General features: G+C 68.9%; 13 protein-coding genes. 5 read left to right on the top strand and 8 right to left on the bottom strand.

All coding sequences use genetic code 11. The features are described 5' to 3' along the window. Positions 1-48: 48 nt before the first annotated feature. Together BW41_RS01170 and BW41_RS01165 are read right to left on the bottom strand one after the other, a co-directional pair. Positions 49-3,066 (bottom strand): TonB-dependent receptor plug domain-containing protein, encoded by a 3,018-nt coding sequence (locus BW41_RS01170; RefSeq protein ID WP_081792820.1) that lies wholly within the window; start codon positions 3,064-3,066, stop codon positions 49-51. A gap of 141 nt (positions 3,067-3,207) precedes the next feature. Next, positions 3,208-4,275 carry an NAD(P)H-dependent flavin oxidoreductase gene (locus BW41_RS01165; RefSeq protein WP_037530478.1) on the bottom strand — a complete coding sequence of 356 codons (1,068 nt, stop codon included), beginning with the start codon at positions 4,273-4,275 and terminating at the stop codon, positions 3,208-3,210. Positions 4,276-4,705: 430 nt separating this feature from the next. On the opposite strand from BW41_RS01165, the gene BW41_RS01160 reads away from it, so the two are divergent. From BW41_RS01160 to rpsI, 3 genes are all read left to right on the top strand, one after another. Further along, positions 4,706-5,743 carry a COX15/CtaA family protein gene (locus tag BW41_RS01160; RefSeq protein WP_037530476.1) on the top strand — a complete coding sequence of 346 codons (1,038 nt, stop codon included), beginning with the start codon at positions 4,706-4,708 and terminating at the stop codon, positions 5,741-5,743. Between the two features lie 136 nt (positions 5,744-5,879). Beyond that, complete coding sequence (rplM, locus tag BW41_RS01155) at positions 5,880-6,359, top strand: 50S ribosomal protein L13 (RefSeq protein ID WP_037530473.1); 480 nt, start codon at positions 5,880-5,882, stop codon at positions 6,357-6,359. Next, positions 6,359-6,904 (top strand): 30S ribosomal protein S9, encoded by a 546-nt coding sequence (gene rpsI / locus BW41_RS01150; RefSeq protein WP_037530471.1) that lies wholly within the window; start codon positions 6,359-6,361, stop codon positions 6,902-6,904. The genes rplM and rpsI overlap by 1 nt, the downstream gene beginning before the upstream one ends. A gap of 65 nt (positions 6,905-6,969) precedes the next feature. Here rpsI and BW41_RS01145 read toward each other — a convergent pair whose 3' ends face one another. From BW41_RS01145 to BW41_RS01135, 3 genes are all read right to left on the bottom strand, one after another. Beyond that, positions 6,970-9,489: a TonB-dependent receptor gene (locus BW41_RS01145; RefSeq protein WP_051583154.1), complete on the bottom strand. Its 2,520-nt coding sequence runs from the start codon at positions 9,487-9,489 to the stop codon at positions 6,970-6,972. A gap of 164 nt (positions 9,490-9,653) precedes the next feature. Further along, positions 9,654-9,983 carry a hypothetical protein gene (locus BW41_RS01140; RefSeq protein ID WP_037530468.1) on the bottom strand — a complete coding sequence of 110 codons (330 nt, stop codon included), beginning with the start codon at positions 9,981-9,983 and terminating at the stop codon, positions 9,654-9,656. Beyond that, positions 9,980-12,319 (bottom strand): ribonuclease R family protein, encoded by a 2,340-nt coding sequence (locus tag BW41_RS01135; protein ID WP_037530466.1) that lies wholly within the window; start codon positions 12,317-12,319, stop codon positions 9,980-9,982. The genes BW41_RS01140 and BW41_RS01135 overlap by 4 nt, the downstream gene beginning before the upstream one ends. A gap of 79 nt (positions 12,320-12,398) precedes the next feature. On the opposite strand from BW41_RS01135, the gene trhO reads away from it, so the two are divergent. After that, positions 12,399-13,322 carry an oxygen-dependent tRNA uridine(34) hydroxylase TrhO gene (trhO, locus tag BW41_RS01130; RefSeq protein ID WP_037530465.1) on the top strand — a complete coding sequence of 308 codons (924 nt, stop codon included), beginning with the start codon at positions 12,399-12,401 and terminating at the stop codon, positions 13,320-13,322. A 146-nt stretch (positions 13,323-13,468) separates the two neighbouring features. Here trhO and proS read toward each other — a convergent pair whose 3' ends face one another. From proS to BW41_RS01115, 3 genes are read right to left on the bottom strand one after another with little or no spacing between them, the layout of a single operon-like run. Beyond that, a complete protein-coding gene (gene proS, locus BW41_RS01125) occupies positions 13,469-14,998 on the bottom strand; it encodes a proline--tRNA ligase (RefSeq protein WP_037530464.1) in 1,530 nt (509 codons plus the stop codon). 55 nt (positions 14,999-15,053) lie between these two features. Then, entirely contained in the window at positions 15,054-15,395 is a 342-nt protein-coding gene (locus BW41_RS01120; RefSeq protein WP_037530462.1) for a hypothetical protein, read from the bottom strand. Positions 15,396-15,440: 45 nt separating this feature from the next. Continuing rightward, positions 15,441-15,947 carry a CcdC protein domain-containing protein gene (locus BW41_RS01115; protein WP_037530460.1) on the bottom strand — a complete coding sequence of 169 codons (507 nt, stop codon included), beginning with the start codon at positions 15,945-15,947 and terminating at the stop codon, positions 15,441-15,443. Positions 15,948-16,031: 84 nt separating this feature from the next. On the opposite strand from BW41_RS01115, the gene BW41_RS01110 reads away from it, so the two are divergent. Next, positions 16,032-16,253: a hypothetical protein gene (locus tag BW41_RS01110; RefSeq protein ID WP_037530458.1), complete on the top strand. Its 222-nt coding sequence runs from the start codon at positions 16,032-16,034 to the stop codon at positions 16,251-16,253. Positions 16,254-16,255: the final 2 nt, after the last annotated feature.

Genomic DNA, 16,255 nt, shown 5'->3' with positions numbered 1-16,255 from the left:
GCCGCCGCAGCGACCGCCCCCTTTTGCGTGGCAGGTTAATAATCTCGCTCAATAGGCGATGCGCACACCCGCATAGTAACGGCGGCCGAGCGGGTCGTAGGTGCCCGCATCGGTGTCCTGCCCCGCCGAGCTGCTGACGTCTGCGAGGTACGGCGGCTTGTTGTCGAGCAGATTGTCGCCGCCGACAAAGAACTCGAACTTGTCGTTGGTGCGGAAGCGCAGCTGCGAGTCGAGGTAGAATTGCGGGCGGACGCGAACCCGCGGGTCGGACCCCGGCCGCTCACCGGTGAACTGATCGTCGACGCTCGCCTGGCCGAGCCAAGTCCCCGTCATCGTCAGGCCGACGCCACCGAGATCGTAAGAGCCGTTGATGGTGAACCGGTCACGCGATGCACCGATCTCCCCCGCGAAATAGTCGCGCGACGATCCCGGCACCGGCACCGTGTAGCCGGAGATGAGATGCGTGTACGACCCGTGCAGGTTCAACGTGCCGGCAAGACCCCAGTCGGTGAGATTCTGACGCCAGGTCACCGTCGTGTCGACGCCCGACGTCTTGGTCCCGCCGCTGTTGCGATAGGTGGTGTTGACCTGATCGATCGAGCCGGCGCTGTTGCCGCCCTGCGCGGCGGCGCGGCGCACAACCTGGGTGCAGTAATCCTGGTTGCCCTGATCATAGCATTGCGACAGCGTGAACTGCAGCGGCGTGAAGATGATCGCATCGCGGATCCGCACGTTGAAGTAATCGACCGTCAGGACGAGGTTGCGCAGCGCGCTGACCGAACGGGGATTGATCACCACGCCGGCAGTGAAGCTGTCGCTCTTTTCTTCCTGCAGGTTGATGTTGCCGCCGCCGAAGCTGGTGATGCCCTGGCGATCGCTCTGATTGACGGTGAACGTCCCGTTGTTGGCGGCGATGTTGGCGCGAACGCCCGCTGCGGCGAGACACTGGGTCGCCAAGGTGCCCGTCGAAGCCAGCGTCACGCCGGTGCAGGGATCGAGCAGGCCGCTCGGAAAATCCTGCTGCGCGGGCTGGAACAGCTCATTGATATTGGGCGCCCGGACCGATCGCGCCGCAATCACGCGGAAGCGGACGTCCTGCACCGGCGCCCACTCGCCGCCGTAGTTATAGCTGACCGTGGTGCCGACCGTCGAATAGTCGGACACGCGAACCGCGCCACGCAAGCTGAGCGAGTGGAAGAACGGCCGGTCCTGCAACAGCGGCACGATCGCCTCGCCGAACCCTTCCCACAAGTGGAAGCGGCCGCTGGTCGCGGGCAGCGCATTGTTGCCGTTCAGACCCTGCTGCGTCAGCAGGTCGAAGGAGTTGCTGCTGGTTTCGCGGCGATATTCCGTGCCGATGTTGACGCCGACCGGATCGGCACCGAACACCGAGAAGAGCTTGCCGGTGACGTTGCCGCCGAACACGGTCTGCGTCACCTTGGCATCGAGGAAGGTCGGCGCGGCAAGATATCCCGCCGCGGGCGCCAAGGTGCCGATGCCGAAGATGTTGGCGGGAACGCAGCCGGCCGCGCGCGCCGCCGGATCGGCGCAGACCACCTGGCCGGTCGCCGGATCGGTATAGGCGTTGAGCGCCTGCTGGAAGCGCAGCGTGTTGAACTGGCCCGTCCCGTCCTGATGCTCCTTGCTCTGGCCGTAGATGCCGTAAAGCTCATAGCCCCAGCGATCGCCGGCGAACTTGCCGGTCAGGCCGCCGGCGATGCGGAACAGATCGCGGTCCGCCGAACTCGTCCGGTTGCCGAAGTCGGCAAGCCGACGATCGAAGCTGATGTCACGCAGCCCGTCGCCATCGGTATCGGTTGCCGCGTTGAAGATCGCATCCGGCACATAGGGGTTGCGATAGGTGACGCCGCCGACGACCGTCTGGATCGGCACCTGGCCGCTGGCCCCGACGACATTGAAGGTGGAATCGAGCGGGAACGGCTCGATCACGGTGTTGACCTTGGTCTTGGCGTAATTGCCCTCGACCCACAGGTTCGCGGCTGGCGATACTTCGAAGGTCGCACGACCGGCGGCGACGTACCGCTCGACCGGCACCGCAAGATAGCGGTAGTCGGACCGGTTGAAGCCGCCGCAGCTGATGTCAGAGCAGTTGACGAGCGAACCCGTGTTGTAGCTGAAGGTCTGGTCGCCGGCGAAGACACGGCCGCCCGGCGCATAGCTCGACAGAGTTGGACGCGCGGGCGTGAACAGATCGCCAAGATCGCCGGTCAGGTTCGCGAGGCTGGTCGAATCGACCGCGCTGGACCCCGCCTCGGTCGACCGGTCGCGCTTCAGCACCGTGCCCTGCTTCGAATAGCTGCCGAACAGCATGATGTTGCCGCGGCCGTCGGCGAAATTCTTGCCGCCGAGCAGGCTGACCTGACGGTCGGCGCCATCACCGCGCTGCGAGATGCCGACCTGACCATCCGCCTGGAGGCCTTCGTAATTCTTCTTGTAGATGATGTTGACCACGCCCGCGACCGCGTCCGAGCCGTAGACCGCGGAGGCGCCGCCGGTCAGCACGTCGACGCGGTCGATGAACTGCGTCGGGATGACGTTGAGGTCGACTGCCTGGCTGCCCGGCTGGCCCGAGACGAAGCGGCGGCCGTTGACCAGCACCAGCGTGCGATCCTCGCCGAGGTTGCGCAAATTGACCGTCGCGGCGCCGGCGCCCTGCGTTGCGAACGACGAATTGGTGCGGCTGATGCCGGGCGTGCCGAACGCCGGATTCTGCAACAGCACTTCCTGGACGTTGATCGCGCCCTGCTGCTGGATCTGCTCGGCGCCGATCACCTGCAACGGCGAGGCGCTGGCGGCGGCGGGCGAGGCGATGCGCGAGCCGGTGACGACGATGTCGCCGCCCGGCGCCGGCGCGCCCGGCGCGGTCGCATCGTCGCCGGCGGGGGTGACGCCGGTCGCGGCGGGGCTCGCCGCCTGATCGTTGGTGGTGTCGGCGGGGGTGCCCTGCGTCGGCAGCGCGCTATCCTGCGCCTGGGCCGGCACGGCGAATACGGCGCCGACGAGCAAAGTGGTGGCAAGGAGGCGGTGACGATACGCTGCTAACATGAGATACCCTGTGCACTGGAAGGACAACGAGTCTGTCCTGCTGCCGCGCAGCTAACCGGCCAGGGCGCCTGATGTAATCGTAAATGTCAGCGCGTTTCAAAATGTTGCGGTATGTTGCAAAGAAGTGACATTGACATTGTCCTATGCAGGCGACTCACGTCCCGCGCCGGCCGCATGCCATTCCCGCCGTAGCGTCGCGACCAGGTCGGCGGCCGGCATCGCCCGCGCGAGCGGCGCACCCTGCCCCGCCCAATGCGCGCCATAACCATGCTCGCCGTGGGCCCGGGCGGCTGCGTGAAGCGCCTTCCCGGCGGCATAAGCGATCGGATAGTCGGGCGGCGCGACGTCCGGCTCGAACGCGGTGAACCGATTGGCCAGCGCGCGTGCCGGCCGCCCCGAGATATGCGTCGTCAGCTGCGTATGCCACGCCCCCTCGCCCGCCAGCGCGGCGCGATAGCCCTCGTCCGCCGCCGATTCCGGACAGGCGACGAAGGCGGTGCCGAGCTGTGCCGCCACCGCGCCGAGCGCACAGGCGGCGGCGATGCCCGCGCCGTCCATCAGACCGCCGGCGGCGATCACCGGCAGCCCGCCGTCGCGGACCAGCAACCGGGTCAGCGCGACGGTGCCGAGCGCATCGTCCGGCGCGGCGGGATCGAAGCTGCCGCGATGGCCGCCCGCCTCGATCCCCTGCGCGACGACGGCGTCGATCCCCGCCGCCTCGATCGCGCGCGCTTCGGCAAGGCTGGTCGCGGTGGCGAGCAGCACGCTGCCCGCCGCGCGCAACGCCGCGATCGCCGCCGCGGGCGGCAGGCCGAAATGGAAGCTGACCACCGGCGGCGCGGTCTCGACCAGCATCGCGAGCATCTCCACATCATCGGCGAAGCTGCGATACGGCGAATGCAAACGCGCGGGGGGCTCGGCGTCATAGGCGGCGAAGACCGGCGCCAGCGCGGCGAGCCACGCCGCCTCGCGGGCCGCATCCGCGTCGGGCGTGCGGTGGACGAACAGATTGACGGTGAACGGCCGATCGGTCGCGGCGCGTATCGCGTCGATCATCGCGCGGGCCCCGGCGGCATCGGTCGCGCCGACGCCGATCGATCCCAGCGCACCCGCCTCGCTTACCGCGGCGGCGAGCGCGGGCGTCGCCACCCCCGCCATCGGTGCCTGGATCAGCGGCACCGAGCAGCCGAACCGATCGAACCACGTCATCGCTCGTCCTCCCGCACTTGCCGGTCACGGTTATCATCGCGGTTGCGCTAGCGCCATGCATCGACGCGGGTGCGGTGCCAACCGTCTGCCACCATGGGAATCTCAACGACGTGTGCGCGCCCCTCGACCAATCGTCACCCCGGGCGTGTTCCGGGGTCCACTGCGCCGCGCAATCAACGGCTTGTGCTTTTGCCGAACCGTGGATGCGGGAACGGCTTCGGCATGGCGAGGGAGCGCCGCCGTCGCCTCGTACCAATCTGCAACGGGCACCCCGCCGACCCACGGCCGCCGCCGCCAAGATGCGGACGATTGTCTTACAGCATGCCATCGCCGGGGGAAGCACCGCTCGGGTCTGAAGGCCTGCTCCGATCGCGCGCGATCAATCCGATCGCTGCTGGCGAGCCGCCGCCAAAAGGCGTATGACGCTGCCATGCTTCAACCCAGCGCCGCCTTCCTCTCGCCTGTCCGGCCGCGCAGCGTCGCGCGCTGGCTGATCGTCGTCGCCGCGCTGATCGTCGCCATGGTCGTCGTCGGCGGCATCACCCGCCTGACCGAATCCGGCCTGTCGATCACCCAGTGGAAGCCGATCAGCGGCATCATCCCGCCGCTGACGCAGGCGCAATGGCAGGCCGAGTTCGACGGCTACAAGCGCATTCCCGAATATGCCGCCTTCAACCAGGGGATGACGCTTGACGGGTTCAAGCGCATCTTCTTCTGGGAATATACGCATCGCCTGCTCGGCCGGGTGATTGGTGCCGCCTTCGGCCTGCCGTTGCTGTGGTTCGCGATCCGGCGGCGCATCCCCGCCGGTTACGGCTGGCGGCTGGTCGCGCTGCTCGCGCTCGGCGGCTTGCAGGGGGCGATCGGCTGGTGGATGGTCGCCTCGGGCCTGTCGGTGCGGACCGACGTCAGCCACGTCCGCCTCGCGGTGCACCTGCTCACCGCGCTCACCATCCTCGCAGGGATCGTGTGGACCGCGCTCGACCTCATCGCGCTGCACCACAACCCGCTCGCCCGACCGGCCCGGCTGACGCGGATCGCGGCGGTCGCGCTTGCGCTGCTCGTCGTCCAGCTGATCTATGGCGCCTTCACCGCCGGGCTCGACGCCGGCTATGCCTTCGCAAGCTGGCCGCTGATGGGCGACGCGCTGTTTCCGGCCGGCGTGCCGATGGTCGATCCCGGCTGGCGCAACGCGGTCGACAATCCGGTCGTCGTCCAGTTCATCCATCGCTGGTGGGCGTTCGCCGCCGCCGCCGGGCTGGTCTGGCTCGCGGTGCGCGCGATCCGGATGGGCTCGGGCGCGGGACGCTGGGTGATCGGCCTCGTCGCGTTGCAGATCGGGCTCGGCATCGCGACCCTGCTCAGCGGCGTGCAGATCGACCTCGCCGTCGCGCATCAGGCCAATGCCGCACTGCTGCTGATCGCCACCGTCTGCGCCGCCCACGCGGTCGGCCGCCGCCCCGCCTGACCCTCAGGTATCATTTTACCCGTCAGCAAAGCCGCGCTTTGCTTGACTTTTGGGGGTCGTTCCAGCAGTAGCGCGACCAATCACGCCGCCCGGCGACGGGCGGCGTGCCTCGTTTCAAACCGAAAGGTCCAACGCCATGAAGGCGCTCATGAAGACCACCAAGTCGGCCAAGCCGCACGAGGTGGAGAAGAAGTGGCATATCGTCGATGCCGACGGCCTGGTGGTCGGTCGCGCGGCGACGATCATCGCCAACGTCCTGCGCGGCAAGCACAAGACGTCGTTCACCCCGCACGTCGACTGCGGTGACAATGTCATCGTCATCAACGCCGACAAGATCCGCTTCACCGGCAACAAGGCCGCGAAGAAGGTCTATTACAAGCACACCGGCTATGCCGGCGGCATCAAGGGCGTCACCGCCGCCAAGGTCCTCGACGGCCGCTTCCCGGAGCGCGTGCTCGAAAAGGCCGTCGAGCGCATGATCCCGCGCGGCCCGCTCGGCCGTGAGCAGATGCGCAACCTGCGCATCTTCAAGGGCAGCGAGCATCCGCACGAAGCTCAGAACCCGGACGTTCTCGATATCGCGGGCATGAACCGCAAGAACAAGGTGGGCGCGTAATGACCGACAATCGCCAGTCGCTTTCCGACCTCGCGTCGCTGACCCAGGCCGCTCCGGCGACCACCGGTGCGCCCGCCGCCGCTGCTGAGGGCGACGCCCCCGCCGCGCCGACGCAGGTGCTGCCCGTCACGCCGCTGCGTGAGCAGATGCTCGACAAATACGGCCGCGCCTATGCGACCGGCCGCCGCAAGGACGCCGTCGCACGTGTCTGGCTCAAGCCGGGTTCGGGCAAGATCACGATCAACGGTCGCGATCAGGAAGTCTATTTCGCGCGGCCGACGCTGCGCCTCGTCATCAACCAGGTGTTCGGCATCACCGAGCGCGAGGGCCAGTATGACGTGGTCTGCACCGTCAAGGGCGGCGGCCTGTCGGGCCAGGCCGGCGCGGTCAAGCACGGCATCAGCCAGGCGCTGACCCGCTTCGAGCCGGTGCTGCGTGCGCCGGTCAAGGCGGCAGGCTTCCTGACCCGCGACAGCCGCACCGTCGAGCGCAAGAAGTACGGCCGCGCCAAGGCGCGTCGCAGCTTCCAGTTCTCGAAGCGCTAAGCGATCCGGCCCTTTGGGGTTCGAAGGGGGCGGTCCGGCAACGGGCCGCCCTTTTTCGTGGCCGCTCAGAACAGCTTGCGCACCGTCAGCTTGACCATCCGGCCATAGGGATCGAGGAAGGCGCGCTGATAGCGATAGGGCGTCATGCCGTTGCGATCGCGCACGACGGTGCGCGTGTTGAGCAGGTTGTTGACGTTGAACTGGAAGCTCAGGCTCTTCGCCCAGGCCGCGCCGTTCGCGATCTTCTGCGCATCGATCGTGCTGTAGAGGGCCAGGAAGGTCCGTCCCGAAAAGGACAGGTCCGACGCGGCGATCGGGCTGCGGATGCGCGTCGCCCCCTGCCACATGCCGAACACGCCGCCGTTGACCGCACCCACCGAGCCACCGAGCGTGCCCTGCACCTCGTAGCGCGTTCGTCCGCCGTTACCGGTGACCGACTCCCCCGCGAGCAGATCGAGCTCAGGCTGTCCCACCCGGGGCAGTAGGCGATCATCGATCCGGGCGGTGGCAGTGACGAACGTATAGAGCGACGGTCGCGGCTTGGGCGGCGGAGGCGGTGGCGCTTCCTTGGCGGGCGGCGGTGGCTCGGGCGGCTTCGCCCCAAGCATCGTCCACAGCGAGACGCGCGCCTGCAGCTTGCGCTCGCGCTCGCGCGCCAGATTGAGCGGGCGGAGGTCGACCAGCACCAGCCGGCCGGCGGCATCCCGCTCGAACCGGTTGGGGAAGGCGGATTGCAACGCATCGGTGCCGCCGACCGGATAGCTGACTTGGCCGTCGGTCGTCGTCTCGATATAGTCGAGGTTGAACCGCAACTCCTTGCCGCGGAACGGCTGCCAGCCGATACCCGCGGTATCGATCTGCCGCCGCTGCGGGCCGAGCGCGGGATTGCCGCCGGCGACCACGGTGACCAGCGGGCTGGTGCCGGTGAGAAAGTCGAAGAAGGGGGCATTGGGCACCGCGACCACCGGCTGGGTGAGCAGCGCGATCTCCGGCGCGGTGCGGCTGACGCTGGTCGAGGCGGTGATCTGCACCCGCTTGCGCGGTGCCCAGATCAGCCCGAGGTTGCGGCTGGCGAGGCTGCCGTAATCGGACACGGCAGCGATACCGATGCCGGCATTGGCGGTGAGCGTCCCCAGCGGCGACAGGATGCCGCGCTCCGCCGAGGCGAGCGGCAGCTCGAAGGCGACGTTGGCGCTCTCCGTATCGCGGCGCAAAGGCGGCGTCGCGGCGGCGGTGGAGCGCCCCGCGCTCGACGTGCGGGCGGCGTCGGCGGTCAGCGTGACGCGCGCATCGCCGGCGGGAAGCGCGAGCAGCGGCCCGGTGACGTTGGCCTTGGCCGATACGGTCCGCGCGAGCGTGCGACTGCGGCTGACCTCGCGCTGGCGCAGCCACGCCGCATCGAACGGCTGGTACGGATCGGCGCCGGCATCGATCGCCGCCTGCGCCGCGCCGGTATCGACGCCGAGATCGACCATCGCGCTGGTCCGGCTCCGGTCGTAGCTGCCGGTCACCGACCACAGCCAGCGCCGCAGGCTGCCCTGCAACGTCGCGCCGCCGTGCAGCGTCAGCGCGCGCGTCCGCTGCGCCAGCACCCCCGCCTCGGGCAGATAGCGGTAGAGCAGCACGTCGCCGGCGAAGGGCGCGGCAGGATTGCCGGCGGGGACGCGCAGCGCCGCGGTCGACAGGCCGGCGAGGCCCATCCCGCGTTGCGCATCCATCGACAGGTTGAGCGATCCGGTCACCGTCCTGCCGATCGGCATCGCGTGCGTCGCATTGACGCGCAGCTGGTCGCGGCTGGTGAGCGACTGATAGGGCGCGAGATCGGTGATCCGCCGCGGCCCCGCCGCCGCGGCGGCGTAACCGGCAAGCGTGGCCCGCGCGCCCGGATCGCCCGGCACCGACACGCTCGTCACCGGCCGTCCGGCGAGCGCATCGAGCGCCGGATCGACCGATCCGCCCGCCGGCGCCGCGATCGTACCAATCGTATCATAGAGCACGCCGGGGTCGGGCGCCGGCGAGCGACGCGATGCGAGGAGCGGATCCTGCCGTTCGTACGACAGGGTCACCGAGGTGCGGCGATCCTTGTCGAGCCGGGTCGACCCGAGCAGGAAGGTCGCCGCGCTGCCGCCGCCCTCTGTCGTGGTCGACGAGTCCTCGCTCGCCTCGAGTGCACGGAAGCGGCGTTTGGTGATGAAGTTGGTGATCCGTACCGTCGGCGGAAAACCGAAACGCGCGGAGTCGCTTTCCGCCAGGATCTCGGTACGTTCGATCGCCTCGGGCGGCAGCGTCTGCAATTCCTCATAGCCCGAGATGCGCCGCCCGTTGAGCAGGAACACCGGATCGGCGCCGCTGTTCGAGGTGGTGAGCGGCTTGAGCAGCCGCAGCAGATCGTCGATCCGACTCGCGCCGAGCGCCTTGATCGCCTGCGCATCGAGCACCGCCACCGGCGCGCTGTCACCGATCGCCGAGCCGCGCAGCTTCTCGCCGACGACGACGATATCGCCGGGCGGTGCATGCGCTGCGGTTTGTGCCGCGCTGCCGCCCGGTATCGCGAGCGCGATTCCCCCGATGAACCACCGCCGCATCCGCCCCTCCCCAAGAGCTTTGTTGCCCCTGCCCGACTATCGGCAGTCTCTTATCGTAGGCAGAATTGGGAAGATCGCGCCAGCAATTATAGGTTCTCTTCGGAAGCCGTACGGATTCACTTACTTAGTGGCATCGGCAGGCGGCGATTCGACCGAATGCCCACTCACCCGCGATAGAATACCACCGCCACGCCCGCGATCAGCAGCGCGACCAGCACGAGCACCGGGACGCGCCGCGCCCGCCTCGCCGCCGCGGCGGTCTCATAGGCATCCATGTCGAACCAGAAGCGCCCGGCCGCCGGCATGCGGATCGATCCGTCGGCGATCATTGCCGCAAAGGCGCGCGCCTCGCGCGCGTCGCGCGGGGTGAAGGCGATCGCATCGTCCGCGGTCACCGCATGCGCCGCGACGAATTGCGGCGCGATGCTGCCGCGGACGAGATAGCGGTCGCGCACCGTGCCGCGCGACGGCTCACGCGTCAGCCGCGCGGTCACCGCCGTTTGCCCTGATGGCGGATGTTCGCCGGCCGGCCGCGGTGCTTGATGACGCGGTCCTTGCGCGATGACGAGACGTGCCGCGCACCCGGCGCCGCCCCCTTGCCGCCGGGCAGTTCGAAGCGCAGCGCCCCCGACACCGGATTCGCCTCCGCCAGCCGCAGTTCGACGCGCTGGCCGAGCGTATAGGCCTCGCCGCTCTGCTCGCCGACCAGCGTGCGCGACGCCTCGTCGAAGCGGAAATATTCACCGCCGAGATCGCGCACCGGCATCAGCCCGTCGCCGCCGATCCCCTCCACCGTCGCGAAGAAGCCGTAATTCTGTACGCCGGTGATCCGCGCGCCGACCGTCTCGCCGACCTTCTCGGCGAGGAAGGCGGCGACATAGCGGTCGATCGTATCGCGCTCCGCCTCCATCGCCCGGCGCTCATAGCCGCTGATCGTCTCGCCGATCACGTCCATCGCCGCCGCGTCGGTCTGGCCGAGCCCGCCTTCGCCGAGCCGATAGGCGGCGACGAGCGAGCGGTGGACGAGCAGATCGGCATAGCGCCGGATCGGCGACGTGAAATGCGCATAGGAGCCGAGCGACAGGCCGAAATGCCCCTGGTTGGCGGGCGCGTAATAGGCCTGGGTCTGGGTGCGCAGCACCTGCTCCATCACCTGCGGCCGAAAGTCGGCATCGCCGACGCGCGCCAGCACGTGATTGAAGGTCGCCGGGCGGATCACCTGCCCGAGCGCCAGCGGCACGTCGAACGTTTCGAGATAGTCCTTGAGCGCGACGAGCTTCTCGCGGCTGGGCGGCTCGTGGACGCGGTACATCACCGGCGCCTTCTTCACCTCCAGCGCCTTGGCGGCGGCGACGTTGGCGGCGATCATATAATCCTCGATCAGCCGGTGCGCATCGAGCCGCTCGCGCGGCGCGACCGACATGATCCGCCCCATCTCGTCGAGCACCACCCGCCGTTCCGGCAAATCGAGATCGAGCGGCTCGCGCGCGTCGCGCGCCTTGGCGAGCGCACGCCAGCAGTCCCAGAGGTGGCGGAGGGATTCGCGCAATTCCTCCCCGGCACGGGGAGGGGGACCGCGCCGCGCAGCGGCGTGGTGGAGGGGCGCTTCCTCGGGCGGTGTCGCTGATGGCGCCCCCCCTCCACCAGCTTCGCTGGTCCCCCTCCCCGTGCCGGGGAGGAATGAGTTAGAAATCGCCTGCGCCTCTTCATACGCCAGGTTCGCCGCGATCCGCACCCTTGCGCGCGTAAACCGCCAGCTCTTCAGCGCCCCCGACCGGCTGATCTGCAGATGGCACACCAGCGCCGCGCGATCCTCGCCCTCCTTGAGCGAACATACCTCGGCCGACAGGATCTCGGGCAGCATCGGCACCACCCGATCCGGGAAATAGACCGAATTGCCGCGACGCCGCGCCTCGCGGTCGATCTCCGATCCCGGCCGCACGTAGAAACTGACGTCGGCGATCGCCACCACCGCCTGCCAGCCGCCGCTGTTGGCGGGATCGTCGTCGGGCGCGGCCCACACCGCATCGTCGTGGTCGCGCGCATCGGCGGGATCGATCGCGACGATCGGCAGGTGCGTCAGATCCTCGCGATCGTCGCCGAGCGGCAGTTCGGAGACGCGCGCCGCCTCGTCCAGCGTATCGCCGGTGAACACGTCGGGGATGCCAAGCTTGTGGATCGCGATCAGCGAGAAGCTGCGCGGTGCGAACGGATCGCCGAGCCGCTGGACGACGCGCACGCTGATCCGCGGCGGCCGGCCGGTCATTTCGGCCATCACCAGATCGCCCGCCTCGGCACCGCCGGTATCGGAGACGGGGAATTCGCGGCGGTCCTTCTTCTCGACCCCGGTCAGCCAGAAGCGCTCCCCCTCGCGCCGCAGCACGCCGAGCACCTGTTCGGACGCCTTGGCGAGCACCTTCATCGGATGCGCGATCCAGCCGTTGCCTGCTTGCTCGGTGCGCGCCAGCACGCGCTCGCCGATGCCGAGCGCGCCACGCTTGCGCTCGCGCACCCGCAGACGCGGCGGCGGCGTCTCTGCCTCCCAGCGATCGGGCACTGCCCAGACCGTCCCGCCGTCATCGACGTCGGCGACGCGCAGCACCGTCACCTTGGGCAAGCCCCCCATCTTGTGGAAGGCGCGGCCGGGCGCGCTGTCGATCAGCCCCTCGTCGGCCATGTCCTTGAGCAAGGCCTTCAGCGCGATCTTCTCCTGCGCGGTGAGCCCGAACGCCTTGGCGATCTCGCGCTTGCCGGCGGGCACGTCGGAGGTTTCGATGAACTGGAGGATCTGCGCCTGCGTCGGCAGACCGGGTCTGTTTTTATGTTTCACGCAGCGAAGATAGGGATTGGACCCGGCAACGTCATGCCCCAACTTTGCGCCGGGCGGCGCGAGCCGCTACAGCGCCGCCATGTCGCCGTTCCGCGTCTGCGCGCTCTATCGCTTCACCCCGTTCGACGATCCTGCCGGCTTGCGCGGCCCGCTGCTCGACGCCTGTCTCGCCGCCGGGGTGAAGGGCACGCTGCTGCTCGCGCCCGAGGGGATCAACGGTACGATCGCCGGTCCCGACGCGGGGGTCGCGGCGGTGCTCGCGCATATCCGCGCGCTTCCCGGCTGTGCGACGCTCGACGTCAAGGAGGCGCGCGCCGAGACGATGCCGTTCCACCGCACCAAGGTGCGGCTCAAGCGCGAGATCGTGACGATGGGCGTCGAAGATGTCGATCCGCTCGCCGCCGGCCATTATGTCGAGCCCGCCGACTGGAACGCGCTGATCGCCGATCCGGCGACGGTGGTGATCGACACGCGCAACGATTACGAGGTGGCGGTCGGCAGCTTCGCCGGCGCGATCGATCCGCAGACGCACAGCTTCCGCGACTTCCCCGCCTGGTTCCGCGCGCATCGCGACGAACTGCTTGCCGGCGGCAAGCAGGTGGCGATGTTCTGCACCGGCGGCATCCGCTGCGAAAAGGCGACCGCCTTCCTCAAGGCGGAGGGCGTCGCCGACGTCTTCCACCTCAAGGGCGGCATCCTGCGCTATCTGGAGGAGATACCCGCCGCGCAGAGCGCATGGCAGGGCGAATGTTTCGTCTTCGACGAGCGCGTCGCGGTCGGCCACGGTCTCGCGCCGGGCAGCCACGGCCTGTGCCGGGCGTGCCGGATGCCGGTCTCCGCCGACGATCGCCAGTCGCCGCTCTATGCGGAAGGCGTGAGCTGCCCGCGCTGCCACGCCACGCGTGACGACGCCGCCAGGGCGCGCGCCGCCGAACGCCACCGCCAGGTCCAGCTCGCCGAGGCACGGGGCGAGGCGCACGTCGGCGCGACATACGAAGCGTAGGGCTTAGGGCGGTTAAGGCCACAAGCGTCACGCCCTGCTCTCACCCTATCGGTCGCTGCGCGACCTCTTCCCTCTCCCGGCGGGAGGGGGAAAAGCGGCGTAGCCGCGAAGGGGGAGGACGGGAGCGGGACGTTAGCGAAAGCCCCTCAATACGCCCGCGCCAGCAACACCCGCTCCACCGCCGGCGCGCCGGTGAATAGGCACGTCCCGTCCGCCGCCGCCGCATCGGACGGCGCGTTGCGGATCGTCAGCTTGAGCGCCTTCAACCGCTCGACCACCGCGTCGAGCGCCGCGCCGGTCGGACGTGACCATTGCACCTCGACCCAGCCGGGGTTGACCGCCCCCTCGGCGAAATGCGCCTCGACCGCGGCGAAATCCGCCGCCGGGACGATCGCCGCGGTCAGCCGCGCGCGCGCCTCGTCATGCAGCGCCTGCTGGATCGCGGCGAGCAGCGCCGGCACCTCCGCGACGAAACCGTCGCGCGGCAGGACCTGCGAATCGAGCTTGCCGTCCTCGCGATACAGCCGGTCGCGGCGGATCACCGAGACGTTGCCGCCCGCCATGTCGCGCCCGCCGATCTCGACGACGATCGGCGCGCCCTTCTTGACCCAGCCCCAGCGCTTGGTCGCCGCCTTGGCGGGCTTGAGGTCGAGCAGCGCGCGCACCGGCTCGCCGAGCGCGGACAGGCCGGCGAGCGCCGCCTGCACCTCTTTGGCATAAGCGATCAGCGCCTCGTCCTCGGGCGTGTCGCGCAGCATCGGCACGATCACCACCTGCCACGGCGCGATCCGCGGCGGCACGCGCAGGCCGTCGTCATCGCCATGCACCATGATGACGCCGCCGATCATCCGCGTGCTCACCCCCCAGCTCGTCGTCTGCGCGAGTTCGAGCTCGCCGCTGGCGTTCTGGAAGCGGATGTTCTGCGCGCGGGCGAAGTTGGTGCCGAGGAAATGGCTGGTGCCCGCCTGCAGCGCCTTGCCGTCCTGCATCATCGCCTCGATGCTGTAGGTCGCGACCGCGCCGGGGAAGCGCTCGTTCTCCGGCTTCTCGCCCGCGACCACCGGCAGCGCGAGGCACTCCTCGGCGAAGCTGCGATAGACTTCGAGCATCTTGAGCGTCTCGTCACGCGCCTCGTCGGCGGTGGCGTGCGCGGTATGGCCCTCCTGCCAGAGGAACTCGCTGGTGCGCAGGAACATGCGGGTGCGCATCTCCCACCGCACGACATTGGCCCATTGGTTGATCAGCACCGGCAGATCGCGCCACGACTGGACCCAGCGCGAGAAAGCGGTGCCGATCACCGTCTCCGACGTCGGGCGCACGACCAGCGGCTCCTCCAGCTTGGCGGCGGGATCGGGCACCAGCCCGCCCTTGCCGTCGCCGATCAGCCGGTGGTGCGTGACCACCGCCATCTCCTTGGCGAAGCCCTCGACATGCTCCGCCTCCTTCTCGAAATAGGAGAGCGGGATGAACAGGGGGAAATAGCAATTCTCATGCCCGGTCGCCTTGATCCGGTCATCGAGCAGCCGCTGGATCCGCTCCCAGATGCCATAGCCCCACGGCCGGATGACCATGCAGCCGCGCACCCCCGATTCCTCGGCGAGGTCGGCCTCGGCGATGACGGTCTGATACCAGGCGGCGAAATCCTGTGCGCGGGTGACGGAGAGAGCGTGCTTCATGCGTGGGACGCCTAGCCAAAGCCGCCGCGTCCGTCACCCCCTGCACGATCGCGGATCAGCGCACCGGCGGATGCGGGTCCGACAGGATCGCCCACAGGAAGAAGGCGGCGACCGCGGCGATGCCGAGCAGCCAGCCGTAGCGATCGATCCACGCGACCGGCGACTTGCCGAGATCCGCGCGCACCTGCACCGCATCGATCGGCGCGCCATGGCCGCATTGATCGCACCGGCTGGCGTAGCGCACCCCGGTCGGCCAGCGGAACAGCCACATGATGTGATGCACGCGATACGCCAGATGCTTGTAGAAACCGCGCTGGCATTCGCAGGTCGGGCAATGTCTGCGCCCGTCCGGCCCCAGATCGCGGCTGACCGTCTTCGATCCCCAAGTGATGAACATAGTCCCCCCAGTCGATCTCTCTCTTATAGAAAGATCACCGGGGGCTCAGATCGGCGGCGTCCGATTTCCCGCTGCCGCGAGCATCCGCTTGCCGCGCAGATACATTTCCAGCCGCTGCGCACTGAACAGGCCGAGCGCCAGCGCCATCAACAGGTCGGTGATCGCCATCGGATCGAGCCCCGCCGGCCCCGCATATGTCATCGCGCCGCGCGCGCCGCTGCGCACGACGATCAGCAGCACGATGAACAGCAAGGCCGCCGGCGACGCGGTCTGGCCGAGCCGGTGCGTCTCGGGATCGAGCGTGATCCGCATCATCTTGCCGCGCTGCCAGCCGAGCGCCGCGCCGAGCGCCAGCGCGACGAGGCAGAACAGCCAGCCGAGGCCGCGCGGCGGAAAGCGGCTGAACGTGACGGCGATCACCGCCGCATAAACTGCGGGCAGGACCCAGAGATGTTCGAGCTTGAGCGGCCGCACCCGCTTCATCCGCCGCCAGCGGATCGCCATCACCACCGCGACGACGACGAGCGGCAGGGCATAGTTGATCCAGTCCATCGCTCTCCGCCCCGCCAGTCCAAACTTGAGTTCAGTCGCCTGCACATCGGCGACATGAAGCAACCCATTAGCTAGCGCCGGACGATGACAGCCTGGCCTTCCCTGCCCCGCAGCGCAAAAATCAAAGCGACCGGTTACGTCATTTCGACCTTCAGCGTCGTTCTTCTGGCGATCGTCTCCTGGCGCAGCGCCAGCCGCGATTCCGCGCTCGCCCTGTGCCTCGTCTGCGGCGCGACGACCTCGATCATCGGCATGATCATGCGGCTCTATTCATATGAAGTCGAGAAAACCGAGCCCGCCGACTGACC

It is taken from the genome of Sphingomonas sp. RIT328 (genome assembly GCF_000632225.1).
Lineage (GTDB): Bacteria > Pseudomonadota > Alphaproteobacteria > Sphingomonadales > Sphingomonadaceae > Sphingomonas > Sphingomonas kyungheensis.
This window is presented reverse-complemented; position numbering and strand designations above follow the sequence as displayed.

Coding starts and splice junctions, on each gene's coding strand:
- BW41_RS01110 (WP_037530458.1), top strand. CDS start 16,032: ATGACAGCCTGGCCTTCCCTGCCCCGCAGCGCAAAAATCAAAGCGACC.
- rplM (WP_037530473.1), top strand. CDS start 5,880: ATGAAGGCGCTCATGAAGACCACCAAGTCGGCCAAGCCGCACGAGGTG.
- BW41_RS01170 (WP_081792820.1), bottom strand. CDS start 3,066: ATGTTAGCAGCGTATCGTCACCGCCTCCTTGCCACCACTTTGCTCGTC.
- trhO (WP_037530465.1), top strand. CDS start 12,399: ATGTCGCCGTTCCGCGTCTGCGCGCTCTATCGCTTCACCCCGTTCGAC.
- BW41_RS01145 (WP_051583154.1), bottom strand. CDS start 9,489: ATGCGGCGGTGGTTCATCGGGGGAATCGCGCTCGCGATACCGGGCGGC.
- rpsI (WP_037530471.1), top strand. CDS start 6,359: ATGACCGACAATCGCCAGTCGCTTTCCGACCTCGCGTCGCTGACCCAG.
- BW41_RS01165 (WP_037530478.1), bottom strand. CDS start 4,275: ATGACGTGGTTCGATCGGTTCGGCTGCTCGGTGCCGCTGATCCAGGCA.
- proS (WP_037530464.1), bottom strand. CDS start 14,998: ATGAAGCACGCTCTCTCCGTCACCCGCGCACAGGATTTCGCCGCCTGG.
- BW41_RS01115 (WP_037530460.1), bottom strand. CDS start 15,947: ATGGACTGGATCAACTATGCCCTGCCGCTCGTCGTCGTCGCGGTGGTG.
- BW41_RS01120 (WP_037530462.1), bottom strand. CDS start 15,395: ATGTTCATCACTTGGGGATCGAAGACGGTCAGCCGCGATCTGGGGCCG.
- BW41_RS01160 (WP_037530476.1), top strand. CDS start 4,706: ATGCTTCAACCCAGCGCCGCCTTCCTCTCGCCTGTCCGGCCGCGCAGC.